Source organism: Flavivirga spongiicola (assembly GCF_030540825.1).
GTDB lineage: Bacteria > Bacteroidota > Bacteroidia > Flavobacteriales > Flavobacteriaceae > Flavivirga > Flavivirga spongiicola.
In genome coordinates this window covers 1,764,884-1,780,700 of the sequence record NZ_JAUOEO010000001.1, presented here as the reverse complement: position 1 = coordinate 1,780,700, position 15,817 = coordinate 1,764,884, and the positions used below count along the sequence as shown (strand labels likewise).

Annotated in this window: 14 protein-coding genes; 4 read left to right on the top strand and 10 right to left on the bottom strand. The window is 34.4% G+C overall.

Going from position 1 to position 15,817, the window contains the following annotated elements:
• Positions 1–39 precede the first annotated feature (39 nt).
• A complete protein-coding gene (locus Q4Q47_RS06935) occupies positions 40–471 on the top strand; it encodes a cytochrome c oxidase assembly factor Coa1 family protein (protein ID WP_303305923.1) in 432 nt (143 codons plus the stop codon).
• A gap of 91 nt (positions 472–562) precedes the next feature.
• Here Q4Q47_RS06935 and bioA read toward each other — a convergent pair whose 3' ends face one another.
• The 5 genes from bioA to Q4Q47_RS06910 form a co-directional block, all read right to left on the bottom strand.
• Positions 563–1,828 (bottom strand): adenosylmethionine--8-amino-7-oxononanoate transaminase, encoded by a 1,266-nt coding sequence (gene bioA / locus Q4Q47_RS06930; RefSeq protein ID WP_303305922.1) that lies wholly within the window; start codon positions 1,826–1,828, stop codon positions 563–565.
• Between the two features lie 80 nt (positions 1,829–1,908).
• The gene (gene bioD, locus Q4Q47_RS06925) at positions 1,909–2,517 is read right to left on the bottom strand and encodes a dethiobiotin synthase (protein ID WP_303305921.1); all 609 of its coding nucleotides are present in this window, start codon (positions 2,515–2,517) and stop codon (positions 1,909–1,911) included.
• On the bottom strand, positions 2,514–2,927 hold the full coding sequence (locus Q4Q47_RS06920) for a putative signal transducing protein (RefSeq protein ID WP_303305920.1): 414 nt from the start codon (positions 2,925–2,927) through the stop codon (positions 2,514–2,516). The genes bioD and Q4Q47_RS06920 overlap by 4 nt, the downstream gene beginning before the upstream one ends.
• 40 nt (positions 2,928–2,967) lie before the next feature.
• Positions 2,968–4,116: an aminotransferase class I/II-fold pyridoxal phosphate-dependent enzyme gene (locus tag Q4Q47_RS06915; RefSeq protein ID WP_303308448.1), complete on the bottom strand. Its 1,149-nt coding sequence runs from the start codon at positions 4,114–4,116 to the stop codon at positions 2,968–2,970.
• Between the two features lie 67 nt (positions 4,117–4,183).
• Positions 4,184–4,732 carry a hypothetical protein gene (locus Q4Q47_RS06910; RefSeq protein WP_303305919.1) on the bottom strand — a complete coding sequence of 183 codons (549 nt, stop codon included), beginning with the start codon at positions 4,730–4,732 and terminating at the stop codon, positions 4,184–4,186.
• A gap of 74 nt (positions 4,733–4,806) precedes the next feature.
• On the opposite strand from Q4Q47_RS06910, the gene Q4Q47_RS06905 reads away from it, so the two are divergent.
• Genes Q4Q47_RS06905 through Q4Q47_RS06895 form a run of 3 tightly spaced genes read left to right on the top strand, consistent with a single transcriptional unit; the run spans position 4,807 to position 7,063 of the window.
• Complete coding sequence (locus Q4Q47_RS06905) at positions 4,807–6,063, top strand: Y-family DNA polymerase (protein ID WP_303305918.1); 1,257 nt, start codon at positions 4,807–4,809, stop codon at positions 6,061–6,063.
• Positions 6,060–6,500, top strand: a complete 441-nt coding sequence (locus Q4Q47_RS06900; RefSeq protein ID WP_303305917.1) for a LexA family protein — start codon at positions 6,060–6,062, stop codon at positions 6,498–6,500. The genes Q4Q47_RS06905 and Q4Q47_RS06900 overlap by 4 nt, the downstream gene beginning before the upstream one ends.
• A gap of 8 nt (positions 6,501–6,508) precedes the next feature.
• Positions 6,509–7,063, top strand: a complete 555-nt coding sequence (locus Q4Q47_RS06895; RefSeq protein ID WP_303305916.1) for a GNAT family N-acetyltransferase — start codon at positions 6,509–6,511, stop codon at positions 7,061–7,063.
• A 96-nt stretch (positions 7,064–7,159) separates the two neighbouring features.
• On the opposite strand, the gene Q4Q47_RS06890 is transcribed toward Q4Q47_RS06895, so the two are convergent.
• From Q4Q47_RS06890 to glmS, 5 genes are all read right to left on the bottom strand, one after another.
• On the bottom strand, positions 7,160–7,438 hold the full coding sequence (locus Q4Q47_RS06890; RefSeq protein ID WP_303305915.1) for a F0F1 ATP synthase subunit epsilon: 279 nt from the start codon (positions 7,436–7,438) through the stop codon (positions 7,160–7,162).
• 72 nt (positions 7,439–7,510) lie between these two features.
• Complete coding sequence (gene atpD, locus Q4Q47_RS06885; RefSeq protein ID WP_303305914.1) at positions 7,511–9,019, bottom strand: F0F1 ATP synthase subunit beta; 1,509 nt, start codon at positions 9,017–9,019, stop codon at positions 7,511–7,513.
• A gap of 167 nt (positions 9,020–9,186) precedes the next feature.
• Positions 9,187–10,803 (bottom strand): SGNH/GDSL hydrolase family protein, encoded by a 1,617-nt coding sequence (locus Q4Q47_RS06880; protein ID WP_303305913.1) that lies wholly within the window; start codon positions 10,801–10,803, stop codon positions 9,187–9,189.
• Between the two features lie 11 nt (positions 10,804–10,814).
• On the bottom strand, positions 10,815–13,655 hold the full coding sequence (locus Q4Q47_RS06875; protein ID WP_303305912.1) for a TonB-dependent receptor: 2,841 nt from the start codon (positions 13,653–13,655) through the stop codon (positions 10,815–10,817).
• Positions 13,656–13,869: 214 nt separating this feature from the next.
• Complete coding sequence (gene glmS / locus Q4Q47_RS06870) at positions 13,870–15,717, bottom strand: glutamine--fructose-6-phosphate transaminase (isomerizing) (RefSeq protein WP_303305911.1); 1,848 nt, start codon at positions 15,715–15,717, stop codon at positions 13,870–13,872.
• Between the last annotated feature and the right edge of the window lie 100 nt (positions 15,718–15,817).

The following is a 15,817-nucleotide window of genomic DNA, read 5'->3' as shown; positions in this document are numbered from 1 at the left end:
TTTAATTGTAAGACTTACATGTATATAGAGAGATATTATATGGAAGAAATAAAAAGGAAGAGCTGGTTTGGTAGAAATTGGTTATGGGTATTGCCTGTAGGCGGGTGTTTAACAATTATTATATTATTCGTATTAGGAGTTGGAGCTATATTTTTTGGTGTTTCTGAAATGTTTACATCTTCTACGCCTTATTCCTATGCTGTTGAAAGAGCTTTTGAAAACGAAGAAGTTATTGGAGTTTTAGGAAAACCACTTGAAACAGATGGTATTATAAGTGGTAATATTTCACTAGAGAATGATGATGGAGAGGCTGATTTTAAAATCCCTATAGCTGGTCCAAATGGAAAAGCTAGAATCGTTGTTGTCGCAAACAAAACTTATGGTAAATGGGTTTATGAGAAGCTTTATGTTTTAATAAAAGAAACTCATGAAGAAATTAATTTATTAGATAAAGATTTAGAAGGCATTTAATCGAAAAGAATTTCTAGATGCGCTACGTCAGTTCTACCTACCGGCAAAGACAGGGTTTCCGTTGAAAACAGGAACCAAAACTTTTTTAGTCCTAAACAATTTCTAAAGCCTCTTCAATAACTTGATAGACTTTCCGTAATTGTTCTTTAGTAATGGTATATGGTGCTTGAATATAAATAGTATTTCCTAAGGGGCGAAGAAAAACACCACGATCTAAAAAGAGCTTAAATAGTTGGTCTCGTAAATGACCATAACGTTTCATTTCGACATTTAGATCCAGGGCAAAAATAACACCGGTTTGTCGTGTAGATTTTACTTTCGGATGCGTTTTTATACGGGCATTAAATGTCTTATGAGAAGCAATAATTGTTTTTATGTTTTGTTGAATAGCTTCCGATTGCAATAACTCTATACTTGCTAAAGCAGCGGTACAAGCTAATGGATTTGCCGAATACGTATGCCCATGAAACAAGCCTTTACTAATGTCATCGCTATAGAACGCTTCGTAGATTTCTTTAGAGCACGTCGTAAGTGCCATGGGTAATAGACCACCGGTTAAAGCTTTACTTAGACAGATAATATCTGGTTTTGTGTCTATATGAAGTGATGCAAAGTAGTTTCCTGTTTTTCCAAAACCTGTCATAACTTCATCGGCAACTGTGATAATATTATGGTTTTTACAAAATTTTAAAATAGTATTTAATCCTTCCGAATCATACATTTTCATGGCTGCCGCACCTTGTACTAAAGGCTCGTAAATAAAACCAGCCACTTTATTGTTTTTTACTATGGTGTTTAAAGTGTTTAAAATGGTTTCATTGTTTTTCCCATTTGGAGTAGGAATCCGTTTTACTTCTAAAAAGAAATCTTCAAAAGGTCCATTATAAACGGATAATCCAGATACACTCATAGCACCAAAGGTGTCTCCATGAAATCCATCTTCAAGAGCAATAAGTGTATGGCGTTTCTCGCCTTTATTAAAATGAAATTGCAAGGCCATTTTTATACCAATTTCAACAGAAGTTGAGCCGTTATCACTAAAGAAAATTTTATTCTGATTGTTAGGTAAAATTTTAATAAGGGCTTCTGATAGTTTTATAGCGGGTTCGTGCGTAAAACCACTGAAAACAATTTGATCTAATTGCTGCATTTGAGTCGCAACTCGACTGGTAATATATTCGTTACAGTGTCCATACATAGATGTGTACCATGAAGCAATAGCATCAATATATTCGTTACCATTTTCATCATATAAAATACATCCTTTTGCTTTAGTGATTGCAATAGTTTCCGGGTGCAATTTATGTTGTGTTAAGGGATGCCAGAGGTGTTTTTTATCGCGGTCTTGTAAAGTCATAATTTTTCCATTCCTGCGAAGGCAGGAATCTCTTTTTTTGTTCTCAGTTTCGATTCATAAGATTCCCGCCTTCGTGGGAATTACAATTTATTTCTAAACAATTCAGCATATTCCCTAACCACATTTTTATCAAAATAAGGTTCTTCATTAATACGTCCGATAACAGAAACCTTAGTCATTTTTTTAATGATGTCTTCAGTGGTTTTATGTTCGTTTCCACTAAAAATAAGAGATACATCAAACCCTTTTTCTTTTAAAGTATTTACCGTTAGTAAGGTATGATTAATACTTCCTAAATAATGTCTGGAAACAACAATAACTTTGTAATTAAGTTTAATAAGGTCTAAAACGGTCTGCGAATCATTTAAAGGCACTAATAAACCACCGGCACCTTCAATGACTAAGTGATTTTTTGTTTTAGGTTCATTAATCTGTTTTATGTCAATGGAGACACCATCAATATCTGCTGCTGCATGTGGACTCATAGGGGTTTCTAATGCATAATTATTAGGGTGAATTTTTGACTTGGTATTACTAATAAGTTTTCCAACGGTATGTTTATCATCGTGCTCCAGTTCACCGGCTTGAATCGGTTTCCAGTAGTCTGCTTGTAAAGCCTCCGTTATTATAGCTGAGGCAATAGTTTTACCGACATCGGTAGATATTCCTGTGATGAAAAATGTCTTCATTTTAAATTAAATTCGTTTTTACAATCTTCGCATTTATACTTATGCTTTGTATAAAAAGGAAGCGAAGAGAATAAAAATCCAAAAATAAACCAGAATAATGATTTAGCATCTTTTATTGTAGAAAATAATTCTACTTTTTCACTTTTGCAATTTGGACAATTGATAGTATTACCTTCATCATCAATGGAATATTTTTCAATAGTGTTGAGTATATGTTGTGCCTTTAATGCTTGGCTTGATAATACTTTGAGTTTGACACCTCCAATAGCGTTACTTACTAAAGGATCTGTATCTATAGTTAGATTATCCGATAGAAAGACCTGAATACCTTCCGCTTCTAAGCGCCCTTTAATAATTTGCGCTTCAGATGAATATTGAAATCTGGCTATTGTTTTAAACGTATCACTCATGTATAATTTTTAAAAATTTTAATGAGATACTGAAACAAGTTCAGTATGACTTCGTCACAAAAGTAGTAAGTCTTTTTAATACTTTTGATATGTCTTCTTCAGAATTGAATGCATGTAAACAAAAGCGTAATCGTTCTTGTCCTTTTGGGACTGTAGGCGATAATATAGGTTTTATATTAAAGCCTTGTTCCTGAAACTTTTGGGCAATTAGTTTTACAGTGTCATTTCCTGAGATAATACAACAATGTATGGCTGAATTACTTTCTATAAAAAAGTTTTGAAGCTTATTTTTAATAATCTCACTTTTAAAATGAGTAATATTTTTATGAAGCTGTTTTATGTTTTCGGTTAAAACCAATTCATCATAAGCAGCATGCATATTAGCTAAAGTATGAGGTGATAAAGCTGTGGTGTAAATAAAACTTCGAGAAAAATTCACTAAATATTGTTTAAGAGATTCTCTTCCAATAATAGCAGCACCATGAGCTCCAATAGCCTTTCCAAAAGTAATAATTCGAGCAAAAATGTCCTTTTCTAGTTTTAAGTGTTGAACTAAACCAACGCCGTGTTCTCCAAAAATACCAACAGCATGTGCTTCATCTATAATAAAATAAGCATTATAATCTTTACATAGTTGCGCCATTCCTTTTAGGTCAGGAGAATCCCCATCCATTGAGAACACAGATTCCGTAACAACATATATATCTTGGTTGTCATTCAGAGCGTAGCGAAGAATCTGCTTTTTTAAATCCGCTAAATTATTATGCTTAAACTTATAAGACTGCGCATTAGAAAGCCTTATGCCATCACGAATGGATGCATGAATATATTCATCGTATAAAATAATATCGCCACGTTGTGGAACAGATGAAAACAGCCCCACATTGGCATCATAACCAGAATTGAAAATTAGGGCAGATTCACTATTATGAAAACCAGATAATAAGGATTCAATGATATTAAAAAGCGGATGGTTTCCTGAAAGTAGGCGTGAACCTGTTGCCCCGTTATGGGTTATGCGATGCTCCGTTAAAAATGTATGGGTCTTATTAAAAATGGTTTCAGATTTTGAAAAACCCAAATAGTCGTTAGATGAAAAATCGACTAAATTATTTTGTGCTCCCAATTGCCGTAAGGCATTATTTGCTTTACGGTCTTCCAGTTTTTGTTGAAGTTTTTTAGGAAACATGGAGTAAAGATACAAAGACCTGTTAGGTTTGTGAAATTCTATACTAGAGAAGAATACGTTTTTTAAATTAATCCAAATAGACCATTTTACCTGTTTCTTTAGAGGCCTTTTTATTAATCCATTTGTAGTTGTTAGGAACAGTTGCATCTAATATGCCGATTTGTAAAAGTTCTGAAATCTCATAGCCAATTAAAAAAGCTTCTTTATAATCATATTTTTCATAAAGCTCCCAATGTTTATTTCTATCGTACCATAAATTAACTTCAAATATTTTGTTTCCATCTTCGAGTGGTTGGTGAAATATAGAAACATATTCATAATTAGAGATGGTTTTCCATTGCCCTAATTTGATGGAGCCTATTTCATAGGTTTGTCTAAACTTTGATTTTTTAATATCTATATAAACACTTTGGTGAAAGGAAAAAGCAATACCAATTCCAACGAGATAAATAACTAATTCAATATTATGACCAATACTTTTTATATTATCATCACTCCATTTGGCTGCGTATAAAATATATGCTAAAAAACCGATGGCTGCTGTAAAAAAAAGAGATGCGATTATTCGTTGCCATAAAGGGCGCTGCTTTTCAGATACAATGACGTGTTTATCCATAATCAAATATAAGAAAAGACGCAATACCTATTATAGTATTTTATAAAACAAGGAAATCCTGTATCTTTACTAGCATGTATGCCTTAGTAGATTGTAATAACTTTTATGCGTCCTGCGAACGTGCTTTTAATCCTAATTTACGCAATAAACCCATTGCTATATTAAGTAATAATGATGGCTGTGTTATTTCGCGTAGTGATGAGGCTAAAGCATTAAATCTTCCTATGGGGGCTCCTATTTTTAAATGGGAAAGTTTTTGCAAAAAAAATAATATTCATGTGTTATCTTCAAACTATCCATTATATGGAGATATGAGTAGTCGGGTCATGAGCATATTAGAGCAATTTACTCCAGATGTTGAGGTGTATAGTATAGACGAAGCGTTTGTGCAATTTAAAGGCTTTGAAGATTACGATTTTAAAGATTATGGAAACCAAATCAGGCAACGTATCTTAAAATGGACTGGTATTCCTACTTGTGTGGGGATTGCACCAACAAAAGCTTTGAGCAAAGTGGCTAATAAAATAGCCCGTAAGTTTCCGAACGAAACCAAAGGTGTTTATGTGATTGATTCTGAGGAAAAAAGAGTTAAAGCTTTAAAGTGGATAAAACTAGAAACGGTTTGGGGTATTGGTCACGGATTACAAAAACGATTAAAAATAAAAGGATGTAAAACAGCATTTGATTTTGTTCGATTGCCAGACGAATGGGTCCGTAAAAATTTTTCAATAACTGAATGGAAGTTAAAGAAAGATTTGGAAGGGGTATCTAAAATAAAGTTAGACGAATTTCAAACAAAAAGAGCGATTGCAACAACCAGAAGCTTTGAGTATACTTATTCTGATATTGACAATATTAAAGAACGTATTTCAACGTTTGCAACAAGTTGTGCCGAAAAACTGCGAAAACAAGGTTCTAGCTGTCATATCATTTATGTTGTTTTGAGTAGTGATAGACATAAAAAAGGAACGGAACAACATAGAGCAAGCAAAGCTGTAAATTTGCCATACCCAACCAATTCATCTTTAATTATTAGTAATTGTGCTATAGATAGTGTAGTTTCAATTTTTAAAAAAGGAATAAAATATAAACGAGCAGGTGTTATTGTTACTGGTCTGGTCCCAACAAGTAATCATCAATTAGATATGTTTGAAACTGAAGACCCAAAACATAAACCATTGATGGATACTATAGATACATTGAATGCTAAATATGAAAAATATAAAATAAAGCTAGGAAACCAAGATTTAAAACGTACCTGGAAAATGCGTCAAGAGAGATTGTCTCCAAGATATACGACTAATATTAATGATATTATCAAAGTAAAATGATACGACACAAATCACCACATCTAACATTTTTTACTCCAAAAGTAACAAACGGTTCAGGAGCTCCTTTTTTCGATACAGGAATTTCGGCAGGATTTCCTTCACCTGCAGAGGATTTTAAGGAACAACGTTTGTCTTTAGATAAAGAACTCATTAAAAATAAGGAAGCTACTTTTTTTGCGAGAGTAAGTGGGCAGTCTATGATTGGAGCTGGATTAGATGATAATGATTTATTAGTTATAGATAGAAGCTTAGAACCTGCAAATAATAAAATAGCCGTCTGCTTTTTAGATGGGGAGTTTACAGTGAAACGTTTAAAAGTAGATAAGGATGAGATATGGTTACAGCCAGAAAACCCTAATTATCCGATAATCAAAATTACTAGTGATAATGATTTTGTTATTTGGGGTATTGTAACTAGTGTGATTAAAAAAGTATAGTTTGTATAATGGCACAGATTGTTTATAAACGAGCTGAAACAGAAGAAGAATTACAGCAAATTTTAGACTTGCAGCAGGTTAATATTAAGCTATTATTATCTAATGATACTATTAAAGCGGAAGGGTTTGTTTCTGTAAAGCACACTTTTGATGTTTTAAAGCGCATGAATGATGCTTGCCCACATATTATTGCTACACATAAGGGAAAAGTTATAGGTTATGCCTTATGTATGCTCAATGCTTTTAGAAATGATGTGCCTACACTTATACCTATGTTTGAATACATGGATAGCATCATTGCATCTAAAAATTTATCGACCCTTTGTTATTTAATTATGGGGCAAGTTTGTATAGATAAAGCGTATCGAAAACAAGGTATTTTTAAAAGGTTGTACCAGTATTTTAAGACTGAATTAGAGTCAGATTTTGATGCTGTGATTACGGAAGTTAATTCTAAAAACATTCGATCTTCTGAAGCACACCGGGCTGTAGGGTTTAGTATTTTAGATGTACATACTGAGGCAGGGGAAGATTGGGAGTTAATTATCTGGAAGTGGACATAATACGGTTCCTTATTTGAAGTTACTGTAAAGCAAAAATGGTATAAAAAAACGCGAAGCATTTGCTTCGCGTTTTTAATATATTTTATAAAAAGAAATTTAGTCCGCTAAAACAATAATTTTATTGTCTTTCATTTCTATAGTTCCAGAATTTATCTTTAATAAAGTCGTGTCTTTTTCGCCTTTAACGAATTTGTCTTGAACTTCTTCATCTAATTCAACATTTCCTGAAATTTTTACAACACCTTCTTTTAATAAAGATACAATAGGTGCGTGATTATTTAACATCTCGAAATCCCCATTAACTCCAGGGACAGCAACACTGGTTACTTCTCCGCTAAATAAGGTTGCTTCAGGTGATACAATTTCTAAATACATATTTTCTAGTTTGCAGTTGCAGTTTGCAGTTTGCAGTCACTGAAGACTGAGTACTGGTTACTGCCAACTATTTTACGCTTCAGCTAACATTTTATCTCCAGCTTCTATAGCTTCTTCAATAGTTCCTTTAAGGTTAAACGCAGCTTCTGGTAAGTGATCTAATTCACCTTCCATAATCATGTTAAATCCTTTAATAGTTTCTTTAATATCAACTAATACACCTGGTATACCTGTAAACTGCTCTGCTACGTGGAAAGGTTGCGATAAGAAACGTTGTACACGTCTAGCTCTACCTACAGCCAATTTATCTTCTTCAGATAATTCTTCCATACCAAGAATAGCAATAATATCTTGTAATTCTTTATAACGTTGTAATAACTCCTTTACTCTTTGTGCACAATCGTAGTGTTCGTTACCTAAGATGTCAGCCGTTAAGATTCTAGATGTAGAATCTAATGGGTCTACCGCAGGATAAATACCTAGTTCAGCAATCTTACGAGATAATACGGTTGTTGCATCTAAGTGAGCAAATGTTGTTGCAGGAGCAGGATCCGTTAAATCATCTGCAGGTACGTAAACCGCTTGTACAGATGTAATAGAACCTCTTTTAGTTGAGGTAATACGCTCTTGCATCGCACCCATCTCTGTTGCTAATGTTGGTTGGTAACCTACCGCAGAAGGCATACGACCAAGTAATGCAGATACCTCAGATCCGGCTTGTGTAAAACGGAAAATGTTATCTACGAAAAATAATACATCTTTTCCTTGACCTTCACCAGCACCATCACGGAAATACTCAGCAATGGTTAAACCAGATAGTGCTACACGAGCACGAGCTCCAGGAGGCTCATTCATTTGTCCGAATACGAAAGTAGCTTTAGATTCTTTCATTTTAGATTTATCAACTTTAGATAAATCCCATCCGCCTTCTTCCATAGAATGCATGAAATCATCACCGTAACGAATAATTCCAGATTCTAACATTTCTCTTAAAAGGTCATTTCCTTCACGAGTTCTTTCTCCAACACCTGCAAATACAGAAAGTCCACCATGTCCTTTTGCAATATTGTTAATTAGTTCCTGAATCAATACTGTTTTACCTACACCAGCACCACCAAATAAACCAATTTTACCACCTTTTGCATAAGGCTCAATTAAATCGATTACTTTAATACCTGTAAATAAAACTTCAGTAGACGTTGATAAATCTTCAAACTTAGGAGCTTGACGGTGAATTGGTAACCCGGCATCATTTGCTTTAGGTAAATCTCCAAGACCATCAATAGCATCACCAATTACATTAAATAAACGTCCGTAAACATCATCACCAATTGGCATTTGTATAGGAGCACCAGTAGCATTAACTTCAGTTCCTCTACTCAAACCATCAGATGAATCCATAGCGATAGTACGAACGGTATCTTCACCAATATGAGATTGTACTTCTAATACTAATAAAGAACCATCAGGTCTTTTAATTTCTAATGAATCGTAAATTTTTGGAAGTTCTGAACCTGCACCGAATTCAACATCGATTACCGGACCTACTATTTGTGCAACTTTACCTGTAACTTTAGACATTACTTATATGTTTAATATTATGCGATTTAATTGTGTGAAAACAGTTTTAGTTTTCGCGTGCAAAGATATATTTTTTAATTTAAAATAAAAGTTGTTTTAGTAGCTTTTTTATAATAAAAAAACACCTTCCAATAGAAGGTGTTCTATAATGCTATTTTAATTTTAAATTATTGTAATGTAGGGGAGTAATTTGTTGGATAGTCATTTGCTTTAGCAATATTTCCAGATTCAATAAAATTAGACCCAAAAGCACTATCAATAGCTTCTAAAAACTTGTTAGCCATAAGCGCATAACCTCTGGCTGTTAAATGAATACCATCTAAACCTACAGCACCTCCAGTAACTAAGTCTGCGGTTAAATTAAAACCATCAAAATTAATACCCATACTAGAGACCTCAGTAAGAATAGCATTAAGATCTACTAAAGCAATATTATCATTTGAACTTGCTACTGCAGCAATAGTTACATTGTATGCATCCGTTGCCGTTTTTATTTCTAGTTGTTCACTTGGTAATAATACCCATTTATCTGCTAATGGCAGCGAAATACCTTCAGCCGAAAATTGACCAGCTAATTCTAAAGGTAAACCCTGTAGTACTAATGCTTGTACATTATCTGCATTTACAGTTCCAATGATAGCACTACTTGGTAATACAAATAAATCGTTTTCAGTTGCTTGTCTGGTTTGCCCGTAAGTAGTTCCTAGTAAGTTTGCCACAAGAGGTGCTGCCTGAGGAGGTAAACCAAATGACTGTACAAAAGCAGGGAATGTAGGACTATTGTTTAAAATAAAAGTGATATCAGTAGATATGTCTGTTAAAGTTTCGTCTCTAATAACAACAGCACTAGTTTCTGTTGTAGAAAATACAATGGAACGCTCTGGAGCATTAAGAGCTGCATATACCAGATTTAATTGACCAAAGATGCCATTAAGCGTGGGGATTTGTGGTCCAAAATCAGGATTTGTTGGATCTAAAGGATTATGAGGAACTCTTGTAAAATGTGGTAAATCTGTAATATAAGGCACGTTCGTTACGGCTCCTTTAGCACCTCCAGAGGTTAAGGTAGTCACTAAGGTATTAAATGTTTCATCGAAACCAACTCCAGGAGCTCCGGCAGAAGGTGTTATTAAATTTGAGCCGTCTCCACCAGAGGTAGCATACCCCAATACATCATTACCTCCAATTTCAGATAAAGTAAAAAATGTAGGGTTTTGTGCCATGGCATCTGCTAAGACTGTTGCCGTTGGAGCGGATGCTATACGTGCGTAGTATGGATTTAAGCCTGCGTAGCCAGGTGCTACTAAATGCCAGCTTTTTGCACCAGGAATACCAAAATTATTAAAATCACTACCAATGCTTATACCAGCTTCAGTGGTGATAGGAGGAACAGGAGCTCCTAGTCCTGTTAAAAAAGCATCTAACGGTTGTGGTCCGGGGATGGCGCTATTAAATGTTAGTCTGTAACCTCTTGCTACATCTCCACCTACTAGAATGCCTCCTGTATTATCACTCATCAAAGGTTGCGTAAAAGTGCCACCTCCAGCTTTTGTAAACTCTTTTGATAAAATGTTGGGAAATGAATTTTCTTGTGAAGCTTTAAATAAACCACCATCTGTAAAGCCAGCTGTAAATGAGGCGCCCACAGCTACGTAATTTGAAAAATCTGCAGAGCCCGCCGTTAATTCTGGTAATATTACTTCTTCTGGTAATATGTTATCGTCTTCGTCGCAAGCAAAAAACCCTAAAGCAAGGACAAAAAGGTATATATATCTAATATTCATAATGATCTATTTTATAAGTTATTGATTGTCCATGAAAGGTAAAACTGTGAACCTATGAAGCCAGTTCCCACGGCTGTAAAATATTCATCACCTAAAAGATTAGAGGCACCTGCTTTAAATGTTGATTTTAAAGAGGGCACGCGTAAGTTTATTTGTGCATCTAAAACATGGTAAGCAGGAACTTCTGCAGTAGCAAACGAAGCTTCCCAAACATAATTATCACTCCATCTCCAAGCTACGTTAAAACCAAAGTTTTCAAATAGATTCGTATTCCCAAAAGATGCTTTGAATTTATGTTCTGGTGTATTAAAGTTTGTTTGGAAATCAGGATTGGCATCACGGTCAAAATCTAATTTAGCATACGTGTAATTCATCCCTAAATCGTAGTTTCCAAATATCTTAGTTGTCACGCCTAAAGCACCACCATAAGAATTAACATCTGCCGTTGTATTTGTGTAAGCTCTATATGCTTGGAAATCACTATTAGCCAGGGCAATGATGGCCAAAGGTGTTGGAGTACCGTTTACAGGTGCTGTTTGAGTTAATTGCACATCGCCATAATAGGGGTTAACAACATCTACAGTAGTAATGAAATCTTGATATTGGTTTAAATATGCACTAAAATCAATAATAACTTTATCTAATTTCCCTCGATAACCCACTTCATAAGAACTAACCTGTTCCGGTTTTACTATACCGGGGTTTGCTATTTTTAAATCGGTAGGGTTTTGAGAAGTCGCAAATGCTGCCACTGAAGTTCTTGTAAATGAGTTATTATAAGCTCCAGTACCGTCATAATCAAAACTAGTCCCAATAATGGTTTGTCCAATAGTGGAAATGTCGTCTCCACTAACTGTTCTTAAATCCCTTTCTGGGTTATCTGGTGCACTACCGAGTAAAATAATACTTCCCACATTAAAGCCAATATATAAGGCTTGGGTATCCGGGTTTCTAAAACCTGTTTGAAAAGAGGCTCTTAAATTATGGTTATTGTCTTCTCCTAAATTATACCCAAGGGATAATCTTGGCGAGAAAAAGGCATCAAAAAGTTCTGATTTATCATAACGTATAGATGCAGTTAATTTTAAACGGTCATCTTCTAAAAATTTCTTTTGAATTTGTGTATATAGACCAACTTCAGAATATGGAATTTCTCCTAACTTATCAGTATAGATGGAGCCAAATGAATTTAACACATACTTTCTATACGAACCACCAACCTGAATGTCTGCAAAGTCTGTTAAATGACTGAAGTTATAGTTTGCATCAGAATGATAGATTTTAGACTCATCTCTAAATTTACTCCCGGTTAATACATCCGGGTCGTTTATTACTGTATTGAAAGCGTTTTGAAACTCAGGAGTGCCTGGTTCAAATCGTCCGGTATCTGCTGCTTGTCTTGCACTAGCATGTGCTTCATTTGCATTTAACCCGGCCAATGTCCCTCCTATAAAAGCAGCTGTATATTCACCAAACCAAACCTCATCAGCTTTCCATTGTCTGTTTACATTTACACCTGTAAATACCATGTCGTAAGAGTCACCCGCATTGTCAGCAGTGACATAGCCTCTAAGGAAAAAGTTATCGTTTTTGATTTCCAGTTTGTGTTGTTGTAAAAAGAAATTCTTTATAGAATATCTGTTAGAACCCTGATATACTGTAGAACCGGAACCTATTTTACCTACGTATTGAATTTCAAAATCGTTTTCCCATGGTCTAAAATAAAACCCCCAATCTGCTTTTATACTTTTAGCATCATAATCTGTTAAATCCGCTTCATCATAACCTGTTCTGCTCACATTGACAGATGGTACTAAATTAGCTAAATCTGGGTTAGGTAACCTTCCTAGTGCAGCTAACCTATCAGCCACAGTTTTAATATTAATGGTAGCAATATCACCATAAACATTTACACCATCATAATCTATATCATTTGCTCTGGTACTATTTTTTTCTACAAAAGTAGTCGTTCGATCTTTACCTCTGGTGTCGTTAGCTACCCAATCAGTTCCCTGTAAGTAACTAAAATTAATTTTTGCAGCAAATTTTTCGCTGAATTTGTGAGCAATACGAATACCATAATCTTTATAGTCATTATCCCCCGCAGCTTGTTGAGATGTAATACCTTGTTTATAGTAAGCGCTAATTCCAGTATGATCAAAAGCACTTTTACTTCTCATAAATAGTATCCCATTAAATGCATTAGCACCATAAAGGGCAGATGCTGCTCCTGGTAAAAGCTCTACACTTTGTACATCTGTTTCTACCATGCCCAATAAATTACCTAAAGGGAAGTTAAGAGCAGGTGCTGCATTGTCCATACCGTCTACTAATTGCATAAAACGCGTATTTGCAAACGTTGCAAAACCTCTTGTGTTAATAGATTTAAAGGTTAAACTATTCGTATTAATATCAACGCCTTTTAGGTTTTCTAATCCATCGTAGAAATCTGAGGAGGCTGTATTTTTAATCGCTTTTAATCCAAAACGCTCCACAGTAACGGGTGATTCAAAGATCCGCTCCGGTGTTCTAGATGCAGAAATTACAACTTCGTCTAATGACGTCCCTTCATTAAGAATAAGATTTAAAGTTTGATTATTTGACGTTACCTCTTTAGTAACGGTTTCAAAACCTATACTGCTCGCTTGAATGCTAAACGGAGGGTTTTGATTAACAGTAAGAGAGAAATTACCATCAAAATCTGTTACGACACCTGTAGAAGTACCAACAACAATAACATTAGCTCCAGGGATGGGCTGGTTATTATCGTCGACAACAGAGCCGGAAATAGTTGTTTGGGAATAAGATAAACCACAAAACAGCAACAGTAAAATTGAGAAAATTGTCTTCATTTAGTAAGAATTAGTTTATGTTTTAGCTAACAATATAGAAATATTAAATGTTACTTCAACATAAAAATATAAAAAAGTATGCATGCATAGTATTTTTTTAACAAAAAATCTTGCTTAAAATTGATTTATGTGTAAAAAAAAAGAGTGTTTATTGAATATTTTCATTATACCATTCATGGTATAATGAAAATATTCAATAATGATATAAGAATGATTACTCTACGGTAACAGATTTTGCCAGATTTCGTGGCTGATCTACATTTTTACCTAACATCACAGCAATGTGATAAGATAATAATTGAAGCGGTATGGTGGTTAATAACGGAGAAAGTGACTCTAAAGTTTCTGGAACTTCAATAACATGATCTGCCAGTTCTCTGACCTGAGTATCTCCTTCAGTGACTATACCTATAATTTTTCCTTTACGGGATTTTATTTCTTGAATATTGCTTACTACTTTTTCGTAATGTCCCTTTTTTGTAGCAATCACCACGATAGGCATATTTTCATCAATTAAAGCAATAGGGCCGTGTTTCATTTCTGCAGCAGGATAACCTTCGGCATGTATATAAGAAATCTCTTTTAATTTTAAAGCGCCTTCAAGTGCTACAGGAAAGTTATAACCTCTTCCTAAGTACAAGAAATTGCTTACGTCTTTATAGATTTCAGATATTTTTTGAATATGTGCATCAGATTTTAAAGATTCTTCTACTTTTTTAGGAATCATTTCTAATTCCAGTAAATGATGACGGAAATCCGAACTGCTAATCGTTCCTTTTGCTCTAGCTAATCGTAATGCTATTAAGGTTAAAACGGTAATTTGAGTCGTAAAAGCTTTTGTCGAGGCAACACCAATTTCAGGACCTGCATGTGTATAAGCTCCTGCATGAGTTTCTCTGGCAATAGATGAACCAACAACATTGCAAACACCAAACACAAAAGCACCTTTAGATTTTGCTAATTTAATGGCTGCCAACGTATCGGCTGTTTCTCCTGATTGTGAAATGGCTATAAGGACATCTTTTTCTGTAATAATAGGGTTACGATATCTAAACTCAGAAGCATATTCCACTTCCACAGGAACTCTTGCTAAATCTTCAAAGATGTACTCTGCAACTAAGCCGGCATGCCATGAAGTACCACAGGCTACAATTATAATACGATCGGCGTTTAAGAACTTTTTCATATTATCTTCAACACCTGCCATTTTTATAATAGCTTCTTGTCTAAGAAGTCTACCTCTGTAAGTATCAGTAATCGCTTTAGGCTGTTCGTGAATTTCTTTCAGCATAAAATGATCGAAACCACCCTTTTCTATTTGCTCTAAATTTATCTTAAGCTTTTGGATATAAGGGTCTACTAAAGAATCATCTTTAATTTTTCTAATTTTTATACCTTTATGAAGTCGAATAATAGCCATTTCTTCATCTTCCAAATAAATAGCATCTTTTGTATATTCTAAAAAAGGAGAGGCATCACTTGCGATAAAAAAATCATCTTTACCGACACCAATAGCTAATGGGCTTCCTAAACGAGCAATAACGACTTCTTCAGGTTTGTTTTTATCGAAAACAGCAATAGCATATGCCCCTATAACTTGATTTAATGCAATTTGTACGGCTTTACCAAGCTTTACATTTTCTTGTTTTTTAACATCTTCGATCAAATTAATTAATACTTCTGTATCTGTATCTGATTTGAAAGTGTAACCTCTAGCTATGAGCTCTTTTTTAAGTGATTCATAATTTTCAATAATACCATTATGAATAATAACCAGCTCACCTGAATTTGAAATATGGGGATGCGAATTCACATCATTAGGAACCCCGTGTGTTGCCCATCGTGTATGTCCAATACCTACACTTCCATGTTTAGTAATTTCTTTTCCAGAACGTTCTTCTAAATCAACTACTTTTCCTTTGGTTTTAGAGACTTTAAGGTCTTTACCATCAAATAGTGCTATTCCAGCACTATCGTAACCTCTATATTCTAAACGTTTAAGACCTTCTATAATGATTGGATAAGCTTCTCTTGGCCCAATATATCCTACAATTCCACACATATGTTAATTTGGGTTTTAAATTTTAAGTGCGAAGATGCAAAATAAGTATTAATAAAAGACAAAATAATATATGAAATAATAATTTATACGATGAAATTCA

What these genes read in the sequence shown, in the direction of transcription:
- Q4Q47_RS06935 (WP_303305923.1), top strand. Translation starts at nt 40, where the DNA reads ATGGAAGAAATAAAAAGGAAGAGCTGGTTTGGTAGAAATTGGTTATGG.
- bioA (WP_303305922.1), bottom strand. Translation starts at nt 1,828, where the DNA reads ATGACTTTACAAGACCGCGATAAAAAACACCTCTGGCATCCCTTAACA.
- bioD (WP_303305921.1), bottom strand. Translation starts at nt 2,517, where the DNA reads ATGAAGACATTTTTCATCACAGGAATATCTACCGATGTCGGTAAAACT.
- Q4Q47_RS06920 (WP_303305920.1), bottom strand. Translation starts at nt 2,927, where the DNA reads ATGAGTGATACGTTTAAAACAATAGCCAGATTTCAATATTCATCTGAA.
- Q4Q47_RS06915 (WP_303308448.1), bottom strand. Translation starts at nt 4,116, where the DNA reads ATGTTTCCTAAAAAACTTCAACAAAAACTGGAAGACCGTAAAGCAAAT.
- Q4Q47_RS06910 (WP_303305919.1), bottom strand. Translation starts at nt 4,732, where the DNA reads ATGGATAAACACGTCATTGTATCTGAAAAGCAGCGCCCTTTATGGCAA.
- Q4Q47_RS06905 (WP_303305918.1), top strand. Translation starts at nt 4,807, where the DNA reads ATGTATGCCTTAGTAGATTGTAATAACTTTTATGCGTCCTGCGAACGT.
- Q4Q47_RS06900 (WP_303305917.1), top strand. Translation starts at nt 6,060, where the DNA reads ATGATACGACACAAATCACCACATCTAACATTTTTTACTCCAAAAGTA.
- Q4Q47_RS06895 (WP_303305916.1), top strand. Translation starts at nt 6,509, where the DNA reads ATGGCACAGATTGTTTATAAACGAGCTGAAACAGAAGAAGAATTACAG.
- Q4Q47_RS06890 (WP_303305915.1), bottom strand. Translation starts at nt 7,438, where the DNA reads ATGTATTTAGAAATTGTATCACCTGAAGCAACCTTATTTAGCGGAGAA.
- atpD (WP_303305914.1), bottom strand. Translation starts at nt 9,019, where the DNA reads ATGTCTAAAGTTACAGGTAAAGTTGCACAAATAGTAGGTCCGGTAATC.
- Q4Q47_RS06880 (WP_303305913.1), bottom strand. Translation starts at nt 10,803, where the DNA reads ATGAATATTAGATATATATACCTTTTTGTCCTTGCTTTAGGGTTTTTT.
- Q4Q47_RS06875 (WP_303305912.1), bottom strand. Translation starts at nt 13,655, where the DNA reads ATGAAGACAATTTTCTCAATTTTACTGTTGCTGTTTTGTGGTTTATCT.
- glmS (WP_303305911.1), bottom strand. Translation starts at nt 15,717, where the DNA reads ATGTGTGGAATTGTAGGATATATTGGGCCAAGAGAAGCTTATCCAATC.